A 16,858-nucleotide genomic window follows, 5' to 3' on the forward strand; every position below is an offset into this window, starting at 1 on the left:
ACCGAGTCCCGGATCTCCCAGCTGCGTGCCGAGGCGCTGGTCCTCCTGCGCGACGCCCTCAACTCGGAGCTGGACCCCGAGCTGATGAAGCCGGAGGAGAAGCCCGGTGGCTGCGCCTCCAAGCGTCGCGAGAGCTACTTCGCCGCCGTCGCCGACCGGCACGCCGCCGGCGTACGCCGCTACAACCCGGACGCGAACCGTCGGTTCGCGGTCAACGCCACGGCCTGACGCCGCCCGACGCATTCCCCGGGTCTTCACGACCGGGTCGCAGAACCTTCATCCCTCGGAATGAGAAAAGTCGGCCGGGGAGATTCCCTCGAGGCCGATGGTTGGTAGCGTAGGCCCAGCAAGAGGTGCAAGTTCCAGCAGGTCTGACGCCCGCGGAGTTTGTGATCCAACGGCGTTTCTTCTCATGGGTGCCAATCCAGGGTGGGAGCGACGTGTCACCGCATCTGTTGCGGGGCCGTTGAAGTGACGGCCTCTCGCCCCAAATAGGAGTAACGAGCAATGGCTCAAGGCACCGTGAAGTGGTTCAACGCTGAGAAGGGTTTCGGCTTCATCGCGCAGGAGGACGGCGGCGACGACGTCTTCGTGCACTACTCGGCGATCCAGACCCAGGGCTACAAGTCGCTGGACGAGAACCAGAAGGTCGAGTTCGACGTCACGCAGGGTCCGAAGGGCCCGCAGGCGGAGAACGTTCGCCCGGTCTGACCTCTCGAGGATCAACGAGAAGGCCTCACCCGTTCGGGTGGGGCCTTCTCGCCAATTTTGGTGATCCATTCCGGCGCCGAACCGGTCACATTTCCAGATGTCGCGTTTACCTCCGTGACCCTCGGGCACCCTCGACACTGGAGGGACGCCCCCGCCACGCAACACACATTGAGGAGTGATGAGGTGCACGACCAGTTCGACGTGTCCCTCGAGGACTCCGACCTCCTGGGCGAGGTGGAGCTCACCACGAACCTGATCATCGCGGCGAGCGAGTCTGACGACCGCCTCTCGGACGATCAGATCGACGAGATCCTGGGCGTCGTGCCCGAGCCGCGCACGGAGACCTAGCTCGAGACTCAGCAGGTCGCGAACAGCACCGGCCCGCTGGCCAGATCCGAGAACACGAACGAGCCCTTCTTCGGCTCGAGGTCCATCGTCACCACGTCGCCGTCGGCGGCGACCGTGTCGACCGTGAACCGGTCGCCGAACTCCCCGCCCTGACCGGGAGCCGGGCCCTCGGCGAGCACCGCGCGCGAGTCGGCGTTGGCGCGCGCCTGGTCGTCGTTCTCGAACCCCATGGCCACCCGGACCCCACGGTCGGGCTGGACCGACATCGCGAACGCCGAGATCGGGTTGACCTCGCCGGCGTCGGCGACCAGCCGGTCGGCCAGCTCCTGGTCGGCGGCATCGGCCTGGGTCATCGCCAGCGCCGCGCACGTGTAGGCGCCGTCGTACACGGACGCGGTCAGCGGATCGCCGGACGCGGCCACCACGTCGGCCATCGCCGCGGGCAGTTCACCGTCGCCCAGGGTCTCTACCGTCTCTGCTAGATAGGACTCGTTGTCGCTGGTGAGCACCAGGTGGTCGTCGGCGTCGAGCGCGACGTACTGCAGCTCCGGCGTGAGCCTGGCTCCGACGGCGGGGAGCAGCTCCGCGCCGCCCATCCACACGCCTTCGTCGTCGGCGGGCCGGGTGAAGCCGGTCTCCTCGAGCGTGTCGGCCACGTCCTCGAGGTCGGTATCGTCGGGAACCCGGACGATCACCACCGCGCCGGACTCCGACTGGCTGAACAGCTCCCACTCGGCGGTCGCGGGAGAGAACCCGAACCGTGCCTGCAGCAGGGGAGCGGACTCGACGAGGGCCGACGCCGAGGTCAGGTCGGCGTCGAAGCCGGCGCCGAGGAGGTCGGGGAGGTCGTCGGTGCCGACCTCCGCGCGGACGTCGGCCCAGTCGGTCCACGAGAGCCGCTGGGCGTCGTACGGTGCGAACCCGGCCGCCTGCTCCAGGTCGCTCCTGCCGGAGCCCTGCCACCACCGCACTCCCACGACCGCCGCGCCCGCGACCAGCACGAGCACCACCGCGCCCACGATCAACGGGCGTCTGCGCACGGCGGTCTCCTGTTCGGGTCGGCGTGGTGTGACACTAGCGACCATGGCCACGAAGGACGTGCTCGCCGCCGGTGTCGTGGTCTTCCGTCCCGGGAAGCGGGTGCTGCTGGTCCACCGGCCCCGGTACGACGACTGGTCGTTCCCCAAGGGCAAGCTCGACCGCGGCGAGCACCTCGCCGCCTGCGCGGTGCGCGAGGTCGCCGAGGAGACCGGGCTGCACGTGCGGCTGGGCCCGGCGCTCGCCGGTCAGCGCTACGCCGTCTCCGGCGGCCGGATGAAGTCCGTGAGCTACTGGGTCGGTCGCGCGGTCGGCAGTGACGACGTGAGCGGCTACGAGCCGAACGCCGAGATCGACGACGTGCGGTGGGTCGAGTACGACGAGGCGCTCCAGCAGCTCACCTACGACCACGACCGCGACACGCTGCGTGAGGCGCGGGAGCTGCGCCGCAAGACCCACGCGCTGGTGGTGCTCCGCCACGGCGAGGCCCGCTCGCGCAAGGCGTGGCGGCAGGACGACCGGCTGCGCCCGCTGCTCCAGGCCGGACGGCACCAGGCGCAGGAGTTGGTGCCGCTGCTGGCGGCGTACGACGTCACCCGGGTGGTCAGCTCGAGCAGCACCCGGTGCGTCGAGACCGTCGGCCCGTACGCCGACGTCACCGGCTGGAAGCTCGAGCTGGAGGACGGGCTGTCGGAGGAGGACGCGACCGCCGCCTCGGTGCTGCGGCTGGTCGACGAGCTCTCGGAGGCGGAGGACAGTGCGGTGCTCTGCACCCACCGGCCGGTGCTGCCCGCGGTGTTCGACGCGCTCGGCCTCCCGGACCCCGGGCTCGAGCCCGGCGGCATGGTCGTCGTGCACCTGCGCAAGGGCAGAGTGACCGCTACCGAACGGCATCTCGTCCACTGAGGTCAAGGGGCCCTGGCCTTGTTCACGTGATGTCCGTCTCGGGCACGGCCTGACGACTTCCACTGGGCAGTTCGTATTCACCCGTCGTTCACCGACGACCCCGAAGCCGTCCACCTGCGCTCCCTAACTTCGCCGATGTCAAAGCAATCAAAGACATCAGGAGAACCGAAGTGACTCGCACTTCTTTCCGCCGGGCGATCGCGCCGGGTATCGCTGCACTCGCCCTCACCCTCTCGGTCACCGCCTGCAGCGCCGGCAACGAGAGCGACGGCGGCGGCTCGGCCACCGAGAGCAGCGGTGACCTGTCCGGTGAGCTCGCCATCGGCGGCGCGTCCTCGCAGGAGGCCGCACAGAACGCCTGGATCGTCGGGTTCCAGGACATCAACCCCGACGTCAGCGTCACCTACGACCCGGTCGGCTCCGGCGGCGGTCGTGAGAACTTCATCTCCGGCGCCTTCCCGCTGGCCGGTTCCGACGCCTACCTCACCGACGACGAGGGTGAGCTGAGCGCGGCGGCGGAGACCTGTGGCGGCGACCCGATCGAGGTCCCGAACTACGTCAGCCCGATCGCGATCATCTTCAACGTCGAGGGCGTCGACGAGCTCAACCTCTCGCCCGACACCCTCGCGGGGATCTTCGCCGGCTCGATCACGAAGTGGAACGACCCGGCGATCGTCGGCGACAACCCGGACGCCTCCCTGCCGGACGCGGACATCAACCCGGTCCACCGCTCGGACGAGTCGGGCACCACCGAGAACTTCACCGACTACCTCGACGCGGTCGCCACCTCCGCCTGGGGCGGCGGCGTCGTCGAGACCTGGCCGAAGGGCTTCGGCGGCGAGGGCGCCCAGGGCACCTCGGGCGTCGTGTCCGCGGTGAAGAGCGGTACCAACGCGATCGGGTACGCCGACGCGAGCCAGGCCGGTGACCTCGGCAAGGCCAACGTCGGCGTCGGCGACGAGTTCGTGGCGCCGTCCCCCGAGGCCGCGGCCCGGATCCTCGAGGTCTCCCCGGCGGCCGAGGGCCAGTCGGACGTCTCGATGGCCGTCGACCTCGACCACGAGACCCAGGAGGCCGGCGTCTACCCGATCGTGCTGACGTCGTACCTGCTCGCGTGCCAGACCTACTCCGACGCGGCCACCGCCGACCTGGTGAAGGGCTACATGGAGTACATCCTCAGCGACGAGGGCCAGGAGTTCGGCGCGACGGAGGCCGGCGTCGCGCCGCTCGCCGACGCGCTGCAGTCGAAGGCGCTCGAGATCGTCGGGAACATCTCGGCGGGCTGATCACCGACAACTGATGCGCGGTCCGGGTCCGACCCCGTCGGACCCGGACCAGCGCACGTCGGGTACCAACCTCCAAGGAGACAGGTGAGCACCACCACCAAGAGGGAGCCGCAGACCGAGGCCGTCGCCGGCCCGGTCCAGCGCCGCGGGGACGTCGTCTTCGCCGGACTCGCCAAGGGCGCCGGCGTCCTGATCATGGTCGCCCTCGCCGGGGTCGGCCTCTTCCTGCTGATCGAGGGCGCGCCCGCCATCACGGCGTCCGGCGACCAGGCGTACGGCAACGACAACATCGTCCTGTTCGTCTGGCCGCTGCTCTTCGGCACGCTGCTCGCATCGGTCATCGCGCTGCTGCTCGCCGTGCCGCTGGCGCTCGGCGTCGCACTGGTGATCTCGCACTACGCACCGCGCCGGATCGCGAAGTCGCTCGGGTACGTCATCGACCTGCTCGCCGCGATCCCGAGCGTGGTCTACGGCCTGTGGGGCGCCTTCGTCCTGGCGCCGGCGATCCTGCCGTCGTACCAGTGGCTCGCCGGGCACCTCGGCTGGCTGCCGTTCTTCGAGGGGCCGGCCACCACCGGCCGCACCATCCTCACCGCATCGATCGTGCTCGCGATCATGATCCTCCCGATCGTCACCGCCATCTCGCGCGAGGTCTTCGCGCAGACGCCGCGGATGCACGAGGAGGCGGCGCTCGCGCTCGGCGCGACCCGCTGGGAGATGGTCCGGATGACGGTGTTCCCGTACTCCCGATCGGGTGTCATCTCCGGGATCATGCTCGGCCTCGGCCGCGCGCTCGGGGAGACGATGGCGGTCGCGATGGTCCTGTCCGTCGGGATCGGCGTCGTGACCGTCAACCTGATCTCGCCGCAGAACCCGTCCACCATCGCCGCGAACATCGCGCTGAACTTCGGCAACGCCTCGGGCACCAAGATCAACGTCCTGGTCTTCAGCGGCCTGGTGCTGTTCGTGATCTCGTTCGCCGTCAACTTCTTCGGGCGCTGGATCGCCGCCCGCGGTCAGGTCAAGGGGTGACCATGTCCAGCACCATCACTCCTCCGGGCCCGCGGGCCGATCGCGACAGCATGCCGCTGACGAACCCGCAGCTGCCCGCTCTCGCGCCGTGGCTCGCCGGTGTCATCGCCTTCGGGCTGGCCGCCCTCACCGGGCTGCTGCTGGGCTGGGGCTGGGTCGGCACGGCCGTCCTCGGCTGGCTGCTGCTCCTCGTGGTCCTGCCGGTCTGGTCGCTGCTCGTCGAGGGTGAGCGCCGCGCCAAGGACCGCTTCGTCACCACGCTCGTGTGGAGCGCGTTCGGCCTGGCGATGATCCCGCTCGTCGCGCTGATCTACCAGGTCGTCAGCAAGGGCGCCGCGGTGCTCTCGGCCGAGTTCCTCACCTACTCGATGCGCGGCATCCTCGGTGAGGGTGGCGGCATCTACCACGCGCTCATCGGCACGTTCATCGTCACGACCTGCGCGACGATCATGTCGGTCCCGATCGGCGTGATGGCCGCGATCTACCTCGTGGAGTACGGCAAGGGCAAGAAGCTCGCGCGGTGGATCACGTTCCTCGTGGACGTGATGACCGGCATCCCGTCGATCGTCGCCGGCCTCTTCGCCTTCGCGCTGTTCACGCTGATCTTCGGACCGGCGATCCGGTTCGGCTTCGGCGGCGCCGTGGCGCTCTCGGTGCTGATGATCCCGATCGTCGTGCGCGCCACCGAGGAGATGCTGAAGCTGGTGCCCGACGAGCTGCGCGAGGCGTCGTACGCCCTGGGTGTGCCGAAGTGGCGCACGATCGTCAAGGTCGTGCTGCCCACCGCGCTCGGTGGCATCGTCACCGGCGTCACGCTCGCGATCGCGCGGGTGGCGGGCGAGACCGCGCCGCTGCTGATCATCGCCGGCACCACGACGTCCACGAACTTCAACCCGTTCGAGGGGCGCATGATGACGCTCCCCGTCTTCATCTACTCGTCGGTGACGACCGGCGGCAAGTACGCCGCCGAGAACGAGGCGCGCGCCTGGGGCGCCGCGCTCGTGCTGGTCGCCATCGTCATGATCCTGAACCTCGTCGCGCGGGTGATCGGCCGCGTCTTCGCACCCAAGACCGGCCGCTGACGCGGCGCTGAGAGGAACCACACCATGGCCAAGAGCATCGACGTCTCCGACCTGGACATCTACTACGGCGACTTCCTCGCCGTGCAGGGCGTCAACATGACCATCAAGGCGCGGTCGGTGACCGCCTTCATCGGCCCGTCCGGCTGCGGGAAGTCCACCGTGCTGCGCTCGCTGAACCGCATGCACGAGGTGATCCCGGGTGCCCGCGTCGAGGGGAAGGTCGTCGTGGACGGCCAGTCCCTGTACGGCGCCGGCGTCGACCCGGTCGCCGTACGTCGCCAGATCGGCATGGTCTTCCAGCGCCCGAACCCGTTCCCGACGATGTCGATCTACGACAACGTCCTCGCGGGCAACAAGCTGAACGCGAAGCGGATGAAGAAGTCCGAGGCGGACTCGATCGTGGAGCGGTCGCTGAAGGGTGCCAACCTCTGGAACGAGGTCAAGGACCGGCTCAACAAGCCCGGCATGAGCCTCTCCGGCGGCCAGCAGCAGCGCCTCTGCATCGCCCGCGCCATCGCCGTCGAGCCGCAGGTGCTGCTCATGGACGAGCCGTGCTCCGCCCTCGACCCGATCTCGACCGCGGCCATCGAGGACCTGATCCACGAGCTGAAGTCCGACTACACGATCGTGATCGTCACCCACAACATGCAGCAGGCCGCCCGTGTCTCCGACGACACCGGCTTCTTCAACCTCAAGGCCACCGGCGAGCCCGGCCACCTGGTGGAGTTCAACCCCACCAGCAAGATGTTCACCCAGCCGGACGAGGAGTCCACCGAGGCCTACATCTCGGGTCGGTTCGGCTGAGTGCTGGCCTTGATTTCGAGTAGTCCCTGACGTTTCCGGGGTCCAGCACGCGCGTTGGCCCCGGAAACGTCAGGGACTACCCGAAATCAGGGCCTGTGGATGACGAGCACACCGCGGCGGCCAGGTGGGGCAAGGTCTCGCAATGGACCTCTCCGGGATCACGCGCGACGCGGTGCTCCCGGTGCGCGTTGATCCGTCGGGGAAGGTCGGACCGACCCCGGACCAGGCCCGGGGCCCACGCTGGAGGCGCTCGAGCCGCGGGCTGTACGTGCCGGCCGAGGTGGACCGGACCGGTGTCTCGCAGCGGATCGTCGAGGCGGCAGCGGTCCTGCCCGACGACTGGGGTGCGGTCACCGGTTGGGCAGCGCTGGCGTGGATGGGTGGTACGTGGTTCGACGGCACGCCATGGGGAGGCGGGCCGACCCGTCCGGTCGACCTGGTCATCGGCAACAACCGGCTGATCAGGCCGCAACGGGGCATCGCCACGTCGGAGGAGCGACTTCTCGAGCGAGACGTGATCGTCGTCGACGGCCTGCGGGTGACGATCCCGGCCCGCTCGGTCTGCTTCGCGATGCGGTACGCCCGCGACGTCTGGGACGCCGTGACCACCCTGGACATGGCGTGCTTCAGCGACGTGGTGTCGATCGACGAGGCCGCGGCGTACGCCAACACGATCCCGGGGTGGACGGGGATCCCGCTGTGCCGCGACGAGGCGCTGGCCCTGGCGGTGGAGAACAGCTGGTCGCCCCGCGAGCCGGCCCTGCGGAGGGCGTGGAGGGCGGCCATGGGTCGAGTGCCGTTGCGGTGCAATGTCCCGGTGTTCGGCCCGGGTGGCGTTCACCTCGGCACTCCGGACCTGATCGACCCGGTCGCCGGTGTGGTGGGTGAGTACGACGGCGACCTCCACCTCGTGCGTGATCGTCGCGATCGTGACGAGACGCGCGATCACGAGTTCCGAGCGCACGGGCTCGTGGACGTCACCATGCTCGCCGGCGATGTCAGCAGTCCGGAGCCGTTCCGGAGGCGGCTGACCTGGGCCTACGAGCGGGCCGCCGAGCTCCCTCCCGCCCGCAGACGATGGACGCTCGAGCCTCCCGACTGGTGGATCGACACCACGACCGTCGCCGCCCGACGTGCGCTCAGCGAGTCGCAGCGGCAGCGGCTGCTGGCTCACCGCGCAGCGTAGGAGCCTGAAATCGGGATAGTCCCTGACGTTTCCGGGGTCCGACGAGTGACGTCACCCCGGAAACGTCAGGGACTATCCCCCCACCACGAGTGAGCTCAGGCGCCGATGAGCAGGTGCAGCACCCAGTAGCAGACGATGGCGATGAGTCCGGCCATCGGGAACGTGAGCACCCAGGCGACGACGATCGAGCGGGCCACGCCCCAGCGGACGGCGGAGAAGCGCTTGGTGGCGCCGGCGCCCATGATCGCGGAGGTGATGGTCTGCGTGGTCGAGATCGGGGCGTGGAAGACGAACGCGGTGGTGTAGAGGATGCCCGACGCGACGGTCTCGGAGGCGAACCCACGAGCCGGGTCGAGGTGGATGATCCGGCGGCCGAGGGTGCGCATGATCCGCCAGCCACCCGACCAGGTGCCGAGCGAGATCGCGCCGGCCGCCGCGAAGATGACCCAGGTCGGGAGCGGGTCGCCCGCCTCGACGAACCCGCCGGTGAGCAGCGCCAGGAAGATGACGCCCATCGTCTTCTGCGCGTCCTGGAGCCCGTGACCGAGCGACATCGCGGCCGCGGAGACGGTCTGCCCCAGCCGGAAGCCGCGCTGCACGCGGTGCTGGTTCCGGTGGCGGAAGATCCACATGATCGCCAGCATCAGCGCGAACGCCAGCGTGAAGCCGACGACCGGCGAGAGCAGCATCGGGATGAGGACCTTCTCGTTGATCACGCTCCACTCCACGGTCGAGCCGGAGGCGATCGCGGCGCCGACCAGGCCGCCGATCAGCGCGTGCGACGACGACGAGGGCAGCCCGAAGTACCAGGTGATCAGGTTCCAGGCGATCGCGCCGAACAAGCCACCTAGGACGATCACCAGACCATGGGTGTCGTCAGGTACGTCGATCACGCTGCTGACGGTCTTCGCGACCTCCTGCCCGAGGAACGCGCCGACGAAGTTGAAGATCGCGGCCATGCCCAGCGCGATGCGCGGGGTCAACGCCCGGGTGGACACCGAGGTGGCGATGGCGTTGGCTGCGTCGTGGAAGCCGTTCGTGTAGTCGAACACGAGGGCGACCACGACGACCGCGATGACGATCGCGAGGTCCATGAGGGGTCAGGACTCCTTGACGGCGATCTGCTCAACGATGTTGGCGACCTTCTCGAACGCGTCGATCGCACCCTCGAGGGACTCGACGATGTCCTTGAGCTTGAGCACCTCGATGGTCTTGAACTCGCCGCTGAAGAGCTTCGCGAGCGTACGGCGGTGGTTCTTGTCGCCGGCGTTCTCGAGGCGGTTGACCTCGATCCAGTACTCCTCGAGCGACTGCATCGAGCGCAGGTTCGGCATCGCGGCCGCGGTCAGCTCGGCGCAGCGCTGCAGCACCTCGACCTGGGTCGACAGCTCCGGGGGGAGCACCTTCACCTCGTAGAGAAGGATCAGGTCGACGGCCTCGTCCATCAGGTCCATCACGTCGTCCAGGCCGGAGCCCAGGGCGTAGATGTCCTCACGGTCGAACGGCGTGACGAAGGTGGAGTTCACCTTCTTGATCAGCTCGTGCGTCGTCTCGTCGGCGCTGTGCTCCGCCTCGCGCATGCGGCGCGCGACATCGGCGTGATCGGCACCCTCGCCGAGCATCTCGGCGAGGAGGTCGGCGCCCACGACCAAGTGCTGCGCGGCCTTGGTGAAGAGGTCGTAGAACGACGTGTCGACCGGCTTGAATCGCAAACCCACGGACAACTCCTGGTGAGGCGGAAAGAACCGCACACATGCTAGGGGGTGAACTCGCTCGCTCCGCAACTGGCGGACGCGGTCCACCTTCGCACAGGTCAGCCTCCGGCGCCCTTCCGGAGCAGCAGCGAGACCGCGTCGACGAGCACCGTGCCGCGGCCCCGGGCGATCTGCACCCTGACCTGCAGGTTCGTGACGTCCCCGGCCAGCGTGATCGAGGTCTCGCGGGTGAGGTACCCACGGCGATCCTTCCGGTCCTGCGGGAAGCCGGCCAGCGTGAGCCGCTGCGTGGTCCCACCCGCGAGCTCGACGACCGCGATGACCCGGGCGTCGGCCCGCAGGTCGTCGGGATCGACGGCCGCTCGCAGCGTCAGCTCGTCCCCGGTCGCGGCGGTCGCATCCGGCGCGCTGGTGAGGCGCCGAGCAGTGGAACGCGAGGCGCTGAGGCGTACGGCGCACTGCCCGGACCGTGCAACGTCGGCGCGGCAGAGCCGGTCGGACGTCGCCACGTGGCTGCGGGTCCACCCCCGCCCGAGCGGCAGCTCGAAGCCGCCGTTGGTGAGCAGCTCGCGCGGGCCACCGGTGCCGATGGTCCAGGTCGCGTGGGCGAGGCTCTGGTAGGAGAGCGTCGGGTGCAGGACTCCGGCGACGTCGGCGACCTCGAGCCGGACCGTGTGGTCGCCGCCGTCCGGCGAGACCCAGTCGAGGTGGACGGGTCCGGAGGTGACCACCGACGAGCTCACCTCGACGCCGTCGACGACCCACCGGACCCGGGTGCCCGGTCCGGCGGTCGGCGCGAGCACCTGGGCCGAGAACGTCTGGGTCGCACCGGCCGCGACGCTCAGCGGGGCCGAGGTGGACGGCGACGCGCTCCCGGGCTCGACCAGCTCGATCCGGCCGCTCCCCGCGCCGGCCGGGCCCTGCCAGCCTCCGGCGTACAGCCGCACGGGCAGCTGCTCGGCGGCCACGGAGCCGAACGGCCGCTGGAGGTAGCGCATCAGGCACTCGTCGCACGAGCGGTAGTAGGTGTCGCTGGAGTAGTGCGCGCCGAGGAACAGCCCGACGACCGACGACGGCGTCGGTGGCCGGGTCGGGATCGGGGTGGACGCCTTGACCCAGCGCCGCCACTTCAGCGTCCCGCGGGTGGTCGCGTCGGTGACGTTCGCTTGGCAGGGGCCGAGGCTGGGCCTCCGGGCGACGTCGGTGCAGCCCGGGTAGCCAGGGGTGTCGTCCGCGTACTCGTCGTCGAGCCACAGCAGGCTGTGGCCGAGCTCGTGCCGCATCACCTCGACCCCGGACGGGTCGGTCGACGTCGTGGCGATCGCGCCACCGGACCCGCCGTACTCCGGGTCGTTGACGACCAGCAGCAGCTGGTCCCAGGCCGGGTACGCCGCGGTCGCGTCGGCGTACACCTGGCCCTCGTTGGTCGGGACCATCAGCCGCTGGATGCCGTAGTAGCAGTACGACGACTCGTACCGCGTCGTCCGGTAGGTGCCGCTCGCCGGTGCGGTCGGGTCGGGGCAGCAGGTGATCGGGTGGGTGGTGCCGCCGGCGCAGCCGTCCTGGTACGGCGGGTGGTCCGCGCCGGACTGCGCCGAGGGCGCGAAGACCCCCACCACGTTGAGGAATCCCGCGTAGGTCGAGTACGGCGCGATGTCGAGCAGCCCGTCGGCGACCGCGGCCGCGTCGGCCGCGAAGTCGGCCTGCTCGGCGGCGGTGTACCCGTCGCCGAGGATCACCAGGTCCACGCGGTTCGCCGGGTCGGCGGCCGGATAGCCCGGCAGCGGCACGACCACCGGCTCGTCGGCACGCTTCCGCGCTGGGACCGCCGCGGCGGTGCTCGACCGGCCCGCGTCGGTCACGCGGACCCGGTCACCGGCGCCGATCGGCAGCGCCACGGTGAACGCGCCCTGCCCGGGCACCCGCTCGTGCGAGAGCTCGTCGGAGCCCGCGCGAGCCGGGAACTCCGCGCGGATCGTGTCGTCGACCGCGACCCGGCTCCGGTAGTCGACCCGCCCGTCGGTGCCGACCACCTCGACGGTGACGGTGTCCGCCCCGGCGGGCGCCGCGTCCGCGAGGCCGATGCCGGGTGCCGGCACGGCGTCGACGACCCGGAGCCGGCCGTCGGGCCCGAGGTCGAGGGTCACCAGCTGGACGGAGGGTGGATCTGCGGAGGCCGGCGTACCGGCGAGGGCGCCCGCGACCAGCGCGAGCACGAGCAGGGCCAGACCGAGGAACGACCGAGAAGGTGCCATGCCTCGCAGGCTAGGTGGTCCGGCGCCGCCGTTGCTCCTCGATCAGCAGTTCCTGGAGGTGCACGGTGCCGTTGTTGCGCCGCCACTCGCCGTCACTGCCGAGGGCCCAGGCGTCGGTGTCCTCCGCGAACGCCAGGTCGAGGAGCTCGGTGATCGCGCTGACGTTGTCCTCGCCGGGCAGCCGGACCAGCACCTCGACGCGGCGGTCGAGGTTGCGGTGCATCATGTCGGCCGAGCCGATCCACGCGACCGGGTCGCCGCCGTTCTCGAACCAGAACACCCGGCTGTGCTCGAGGAACCGGCCGAGGACCGAGCGCACCGTGATCGTCTCCGAGAGCCCGGGGACGCCCGGCCGCAGGGCGCAGATGCCGCGCACCAGCAGCTCGACCGGGACCCCGGCCTGCGAGGCGAGGTACAGCGAGTCGATCACGGCCTCGTCGACGACCGAGTTGGCCTTCATCCGGATCCGCGCCGGCTTGCCGGCCTGGTGGTACGCGATCTCGCGGTGCACCTGCTCGATCAGTCCGGTGCGCACGGAGTCCGGCGCGACAAGGAGCTCGTCGTACGTCGGGTTGCGCGACCAGCCGGACAGGTTGTTGAACAGGTGGGCGACGTCCTCGCCGATCCGCTCGTCGGTGGTGATCAGCCCGAGGTCCTCGTACATGCGCGAGGTCTTCGGGTTGTAGTTGCCGGTGCCGATGTGGGTGTAGCGGCGGATGCCGTCGGGCTCGTCGCGCACGACCATCGCCAGCTTGCAGTGGGTCTTCAGCCCGACGAGGCCGTAGACCACGTGGCACCCGGCCTGCTCGAGCTTGCGGGCCCAGCGGATGTTGGCCTCCTCGTCGAAGCGGGCCTTGATCTCGACGAGCACCAGCACCTGCTTGCCGGCCTCGGCGGCGTCGATGAGGGCGTCGATGATGGGGGAATCGCCGGAGGTCCGGTACAGCGTCTGCTTGATCGCCAGCACGTGCGGGTCGGCGGCGGCCTGCTCGATGAACCGCTGCACCGACGTGGCGAACGAGTCGTACGGGTGGTGGAGCAGGACGTCGTGCCGCCGGGTCGCCTTGAAGACGTCGACCGGCGCGGCCGACTCGACCTCGGCCAGCCGGCTGTGGGTGGTCGGCAGGAACGCGGGGTACTTCAGCTCGTGCCGGGGCAGGTCGGCGATGTCGTGCAGGCCGCGGAGGTCCAGCGGGCCGGGAAGCTTGAAGACCTCCTCCCCGGAGATGCCGAGCTCGGAGATCAGCAGCTCCAGCACCTGCGGCGCGATCGACTCCTCGACCTCGAGCCGGACCGGAGGACCGAAGCGACGACGCAGCAGCTCCTTCTCGAGCGCAGCGAGGATGTTCTCCGCGTCGTCCTCCTCGACCTCGAGGTCCTCGTTGCGGGTGACCCGGAACGTGTGCACCTCGAGCACGTCCATGCCGGGGAACAGCCGCTTGAGGTGCTCGCCGATCACGTCCTCGAGCGGCACGAAGCGCTGGTTCCCGACCGGCACGAACCGCGCGAAGATCGGCGGCACCTTCACGCGGGCGAAGTGCTCCTTACGGGTCTTGGGGTTGCGGATCAGCACGGCGAGGTTGAGCGACAGGCCGGAGATGTAGGGGAACGGGTGGGCGGGATCGACGGCCAGCGGCGTCAGGACCGGGAAGACCCGCTCCTTGAACAGCCGCTTGCACGCCTTCTGCTCCTCGCGGTCGAGGTCGTCCCACCGGACCAGCTCGATGCCGGAGTCCGCCAGGGCGGGCACGATCTCGTCGCGGAACACCCGCACCTGCCGCTCGACCAGGTCCCGCGTGGTCGCCAGGATCTGCGTCAGCACCTCGGTCGGCATCAGCCCGGACGCCGCTTGAACGGCCACGCCTGCGGCGATCCGGCGCTTCAGGCCGGCCACGCGGACCATGAAGAACTCGTCGAGGTTGCTGGTGAAGATCGCGAGGAACCGGGCCCGCTCCAGCAGCGGCAGCCGGCGGTCCTCGGCCAGCTCCAGGACCCGCTGGTTGAAGCGCAACCAGGACAGCTCCCGGTCGAGGAACCTGTCCTCGAACTTCTCGACCGCGGCCAGCTCCTCCGCATCGGGCCGGTACGGCGGCTCGACCTCGAACGTCTCTTCAGGGATGTCCTCGCCGTGGGCGGCGATCCCCTCCGGCGGCAGGCTGTCGAGACTCATGAGGTCAGTCTGGCACCGCAGGGTGAACGGTAGGTTTCCTCACGTGTTGACCCGGGAGCGCGTCGAGGCGCTCGGCCTGAGGGCCGCGATGGCACTGCCCCAGCGCGTCCAGCGGGTGCTGGGCGGGAGGCCCGTCGTGCGCGACGGTCAGACCCTCGCCGCCGACCTGCGGCTGATGCTCCTGCTGCAGCGGCTGGTCCGCGAGCGCGGCGCCGAGACGCTGCCGATCCCGGAAGGCCGGGCCGCCGTACGCCGGCACTCCGCCGCCACCGCCGGGCGGCAGCCGATCGGCTCGGTGCGCGACCTCCGGGTCGCCGGGCTGCCGGCGCGGCTCTACACGCCGACGCGCGACTGCGGCGCGCTGCTGCTGTTCTTCCACGGCGGCGGCTACATGTACGGCGACCTCGAGTCGCACGACGCGCCGTGCCGCTTCCTGGCCGAGCGCTCGGGCGTGCGGGTGCTGGCCGTCGACTACCGGCTCAGCCCCGAGCTGCCGTTCCCGGCGGCGTACGACGACGCGCTCGCCGCGCACCGCTGGGTGGTCGAGCACGCGGACGAGCTCGGCGTCGACCCGGCGCGGATCGCGGTCGGGGGCGACTCGGCCGGCGGCAACCTCGCGACCGTCGTCGCCATCGAGGCCGCGCGCACCGGGCTGCCGCTGGCCTTCCAGCTGCTGGTCTACCCGGTGACCGACGCGGTGCGCGACACCGACAGCGCACGGCTGTTCGCAGACGGGTTCTACCTGACCAAGGGGTTCATGGACCTCGCCGGCCGCAGCTACATCGCCGGCCAGGACGAGCGCGACCCGCGTATCTCGCCGCTGTACGCCGATCTGCCGGCCGGCATGGCTCCGGCGCTGGTCGTCACGGCCGGGTTCGACCCGCTGCGCGACGAGGGCGAGGCCTACGCGCGCCGGCTCGCGGAGGCCGGCGTACCGGTCGAGATGCACCGGTTCCCCGACCAGATCCACGGGTTCTTCAACGTGGTCGGCGTCGGCCGCACCAGCCGGGCTGCCAACGCCGCGATCGCGGCGAAGCTGGGTGCTGCGCTGAGCTAGTCTCGATACGCCCGTCGCGGCCTCGTGCCTCGGCCACGGGGCTACTCGACCCAGCGCGTGATCCTCAGCCCTCACAAGCTCGGGCTGAGCGCCCTAGCCTCGATACGCCCGTCGCGGCAAGCTCGGGCTGAGCGCCCTAGTCTCGATACGCCCGTCGCGGCCTCGTGCCTCGGCCACGGGGCTACTCGACCCAGCGCGTGATCCTCAGCCCTCACAAGCTCGGGCTGAGCGCCCTAGCGGCGGAAGAGCCCGCCCTTCTTCTGCGTCTGCAGCTCCAGCAGCTCGGCGCGCACCTGCTCGAGCTGGACGGCCAGCTCGCGGGCCTTCTCCTCGGCCTCCGCCCGCTCGCGCATGGCGTCCTCCGCGATCTCGGCCTGGCGGCGGACGGCCGCCTCGACCGCGCTGCGGTCCGCGGCGCGCTGGGCGGCGGCGTCCTCGGCCTCGGCCCGCAGCCGGGCCTGCTCGGCGGCGGCCCGCTCGGCGGCCTCACGACCTGAGACGGCGTCCTGCAGCTGCGTGAGGGCCTCCTGCAGCCGGTCCTCGGCGGTACGCCGCTCCTCGGCTGCCGCGGCGGCGAGCTCGGCGTGGGAGCGGGCGTCCTCCTCGGCCGCGCGGTGGGCCGCTGCGCTGGCGGCTGCGGCGCGCTCGGCCTCCTCGCGAGCGGTGGCCTGCTCCTGGGCGGTGGCGTCCGCGGCGGTGCGCGCCTCGTGGGCGGCCCGGGCCAGCTCGGCCTGCTGCTCGGCGCGCTGGTGCGCGGAGGTCTGGTCGGTGGCGGCCTGCGCGGCGGCCTCGGCCTGCTCGCGGGCGCGCATCTCGGCGTCGGTGCGCGCGGCCTGCGCGGCCTCGGCACGCTCCTCGGCCTCGCGGGCCGCGGCCTCGGCCGCCTCGCGGGCGGCGTGCGCCTCGGTGGCGGCGGTGAGCTGCGTGGTGGCGGTCTGCTCTGCGGACTCGCGCTGGGCTGCGGCCTCGGCGGCCGACGTCTCCGCCGCCGTACGGGCCTGGTGCGCCTGCTGGGCGAGCTCGGCGTGGTCGCGCGCCTTGTCGTCGGCGGCGATCCGCGCCTCGTGCGCGGTCCGGAGCGCCTCGGCCATGTCGGCGGCGGTGCGGTGTGCGGCCTCCTCGGCGGCAGCCGCGCGACCGGCGGCCTCGGCCTGCTCGCGGGCGGCCTGCTCCGCGGCGGCGCGGGCCGTCTCGGCAGCGGTGGCACCCTCGACGGCCTCGCGGGCGGCGGTCTCGGCCTCCAGCCGGGCGGTGTGCGCGGCGTCGGC

15 protein-coding genes and 1 pseudogene are annotated in these 16,858 nt (G+C 70.9%); 10 read left to right on the plus strand and 6 right to left on the minus strand.

Annotated features, from left to right (window positions below; translation table 11 throughout):
- The 3 genes and pseudogenes from MJ604_RS23405 to MJ604_RS23415 all read left to right on the plus strand — a co-directional run.
- Positions 1-228: pseudogene (locus MJ604_RS23405) on the plus strand (FliA/WhiG family RNA polymerase sigma factor); the annotation flags it as partial.
- Between the two features lie 279 nt (positions 229-507).
- On the plus strand, positions 508-711 hold the full coding sequence (locus MJ604_RS23410) for a cold-shock protein (RefSeq protein ID WP_056863399.1): 204 nt from the start codon (positions 508-510) through the stop codon (positions 709-711).
- Between the two features lie 183 nt (positions 712-894).
- Positions 895-1,059, plus strand: a complete 165-nt coding sequence (locus MJ604_RS23415) for a hypothetical protein (RefSeq protein WP_243061204.1) — start codon at positions 895-897, stop codon at positions 1,057-1,059.
- An 8-nt stretch (positions 1,060-1,067) separates the two neighbouring features.
- Here the strand turns inward: MJ604_RS23415 and MJ604_RS23420 are convergent, their stop codons facing one another.
- Positions 1,068-2,099 (minus strand): hypothetical protein, encoded by a 1,032-nt coding sequence (locus tag MJ604_RS23420; RefSeq protein WP_243061206.1) that lies wholly within the window; start codon positions 2,097-2,099, stop codon positions 1,068-1,070.
- A 43-nt stretch (positions 2,100-2,142) separates the two neighbouring features.
- Between MJ604_RS23420 and MJ604_RS23425 the strand changes: the two genes are divergently transcribed.
- The 6 genes from MJ604_RS23425 (at position 2,143) to MJ604_RS23450 (ending at position 8,393) form a co-directional block, all read left to right on the plus strand.
- Entirely contained in the window at positions 2,143-3,003 is an 861-nt protein-coding gene (locus tag MJ604_RS23425; protein WP_243061207.1) for an NUDIX hydrolase, read from the plus strand.
- A gap of 170 nt (positions 3,004-3,173) precedes the next feature.
- Positions 3,174-4,289, plus strand: coding sequence for a phosphate ABC transporter substrate-binding protein PstS (locus MJ604_RS23430; protein ID WP_243061208.1), 1,116 nt, complete (start codon positions 3,174-3,176; stop codon positions 4,287-4,289).
- Positions 4,290-4,373: 84 nt separating this feature from the next.
- Complete coding sequence (gene pstC / locus MJ604_RS23435; RefSeq protein ID WP_243061209.1) at positions 4,374-5,321, plus strand: phosphate ABC transporter permease subunit PstC; 948 nt, start codon at positions 4,374-4,376, stop codon at positions 5,319-5,321.
- Between the two features lie 2 nt (positions 5,322-5,323).
- Positions 5,324-6,403 (plus strand): phosphate ABC transporter permease PstA, encoded by a 1,080-nt coding sequence (gene pstA / locus MJ604_RS23440; protein WP_243061210.1) that lies wholly within the window; start codon positions 5,324-5,326, stop codon positions 6,401-6,403.
- 24 nt (positions 6,404-6,427) lie between these two features.
- The gene (gene pstB / locus MJ604_RS23445) at positions 6,428-7,207 is read left to right on the plus strand and encodes a phosphate ABC transporter ATP-binding protein PstB (protein ID WP_243061211.1); all 780 of its coding nucleotides are present in this window, start codon (positions 6,428-6,430) and stop codon (positions 7,205-7,207) included.
- A 142-nt stretch (positions 7,208-7,349) separates the two neighbouring features.
- Positions 7,350-8,393, plus strand: a complete 1,044-nt coding sequence (locus tag MJ604_RS23450; RefSeq protein ID WP_243061212.1) for a hypothetical protein — start codon at positions 7,350-7,352, stop codon at positions 8,391-8,393.
- Positions 8,394-8,488: 95 nt separating this feature from the next.
- Here the strand turns inward: MJ604_RS23450 and MJ604_RS23455 are convergent, their stop codons facing one another.
- The 4 genes from MJ604_RS23455 to MJ604_RS23470 all read right to left on the minus strand — a co-directional run bounded on the left by MJ604_RS23455 (position 8,489) and on the right by MJ604_RS23470 (position 14,533).
- Complete coding sequence (locus MJ604_RS23455; protein ID WP_243061213.1) at positions 8,489-9,487, minus strand: inorganic phosphate transporter; 999 nt, start codon at positions 9,485-9,487, stop codon at positions 8,489-8,491.
- Between the two features lie 6 nt (positions 9,488-9,493).
- On the minus strand, positions 9,494-10,111 hold the full coding sequence (locus MJ604_RS23460) for a DUF47 domain-containing protein (RefSeq protein WP_243061214.1): 618 nt from the start codon (positions 10,109-10,111) through the stop codon (positions 9,494-9,496).
- Between the two features lie 95 nt (positions 10,112-10,206).
- Complete coding sequence (locus MJ604_RS23465) at positions 10,207-12,363, minus strand: M64 family metallopeptidase (protein ID WP_243061215.1); 2,157 nt, start codon at positions 12,361-12,363, stop codon at positions 10,207-10,209.
- A 10-nt stretch (positions 12,364-12,373) separates the two neighbouring features.
- Positions 12,374-14,533 carry an RNA degradosome polyphosphate kinase gene (locus MJ604_RS23470; RefSeq protein WP_243061216.1) on the minus strand — a complete coding sequence of 720 codons (2,160 nt, stop codon included), beginning with the start codon at positions 14,531-14,533 and terminating at the stop codon, positions 12,374-12,376.
- A 43-nt stretch (positions 14,534-14,576) separates the two neighbouring features.
- On the opposite strand from MJ604_RS23470, the gene MJ604_RS23475 reads away from it, so the two are divergent.
- Complete coding sequence (locus MJ604_RS23475; protein WP_243061217.1) at positions 14,577-15,590, plus strand: alpha/beta hydrolase; 1,014 nt, start codon at positions 14,577-14,579, stop codon at positions 15,588-15,590.
- Between the two features lie 233 nt (positions 15,591-15,823).
- On the opposite strand, the gene MJ604_RS23480 is transcribed toward MJ604_RS23475, so the two are convergent.
- Positions 15,824-16,858, minus strand: a 1,035-nt coding sequence (locus tag MJ604_RS23480) for a hypothetical protein (RefSeq protein WP_374458370.1), incomplete at its 5' end; no start/stop codon positions are given.

This window comes from Nocardioides sp. SR21 (genome assembly GCF_022761125.1).
Classification (GTDB): Bacteria; Actinomycetota; Actinomycetes; order Propionibacteriales; family Nocardioidaceae; genus Nocardioides.

What these genes read in the sequence shown, in the direction of transcription:
- MJ604_RS23470 (WP_243061216.1), bottom strand. Translation starts at nt 14,533, where the DNA reads ATGAGTCTCGACAGCCTGCCGCCGGAGGGGATCGCCGCCCACGGCGAG.
- MJ604_RS23450 (WP_243061212.1), top strand. Translation starts at nt 7,350, where the DNA reads ATGGACCTCTCCGGGATCACGCGCGACGCGGTGCTCCCGGTGCGCGTT.
- MJ604_RS23410 (WP_056863399.1), top strand. Translation starts at nt 508, where the DNA reads ATGGCTCAAGGCACCGTGAAGTGGTTCAACGCTGAGAAGGGTTTCGGC.
- pstA (WP_243061210.1), top strand. Translation starts at nt 5,324, where the DNA reads ATGTCCAGCACCATCACTCCTCCGGGCCCGCGGGCCGATCGCGACAGC.
- MJ604_RS23455 (WP_243061213.1), bottom strand. Translation starts at nt 9,487, where the DNA reads ATGGACCTCGCGATCGTCATCGCGGTCGTCGTGGTCGCCCTCGTGTTC.
- MJ604_RS23465 (WP_243061215.1), bottom strand. Translation starts at nt 12,363, where the DNA reads ATGGCACCTTCTCGGTCGTTCCTCGGTCTGGCCCTGCTCGTGCTCGCG.
- pstB (WP_243061211.1), top strand. Translation starts at nt 6,428, where the DNA reads ATGGCCAAGAGCATCGACGTCTCCGACCTGGACATCTACTACGGCGAC.
- MJ604_RS23425 (WP_243061207.1), top strand. Translation starts at nt 2,143, where the DNA reads ATGGCCACGAAGGACGTGCTCGCCGCCGGTGTCGTGGTCTTCCGTCCC.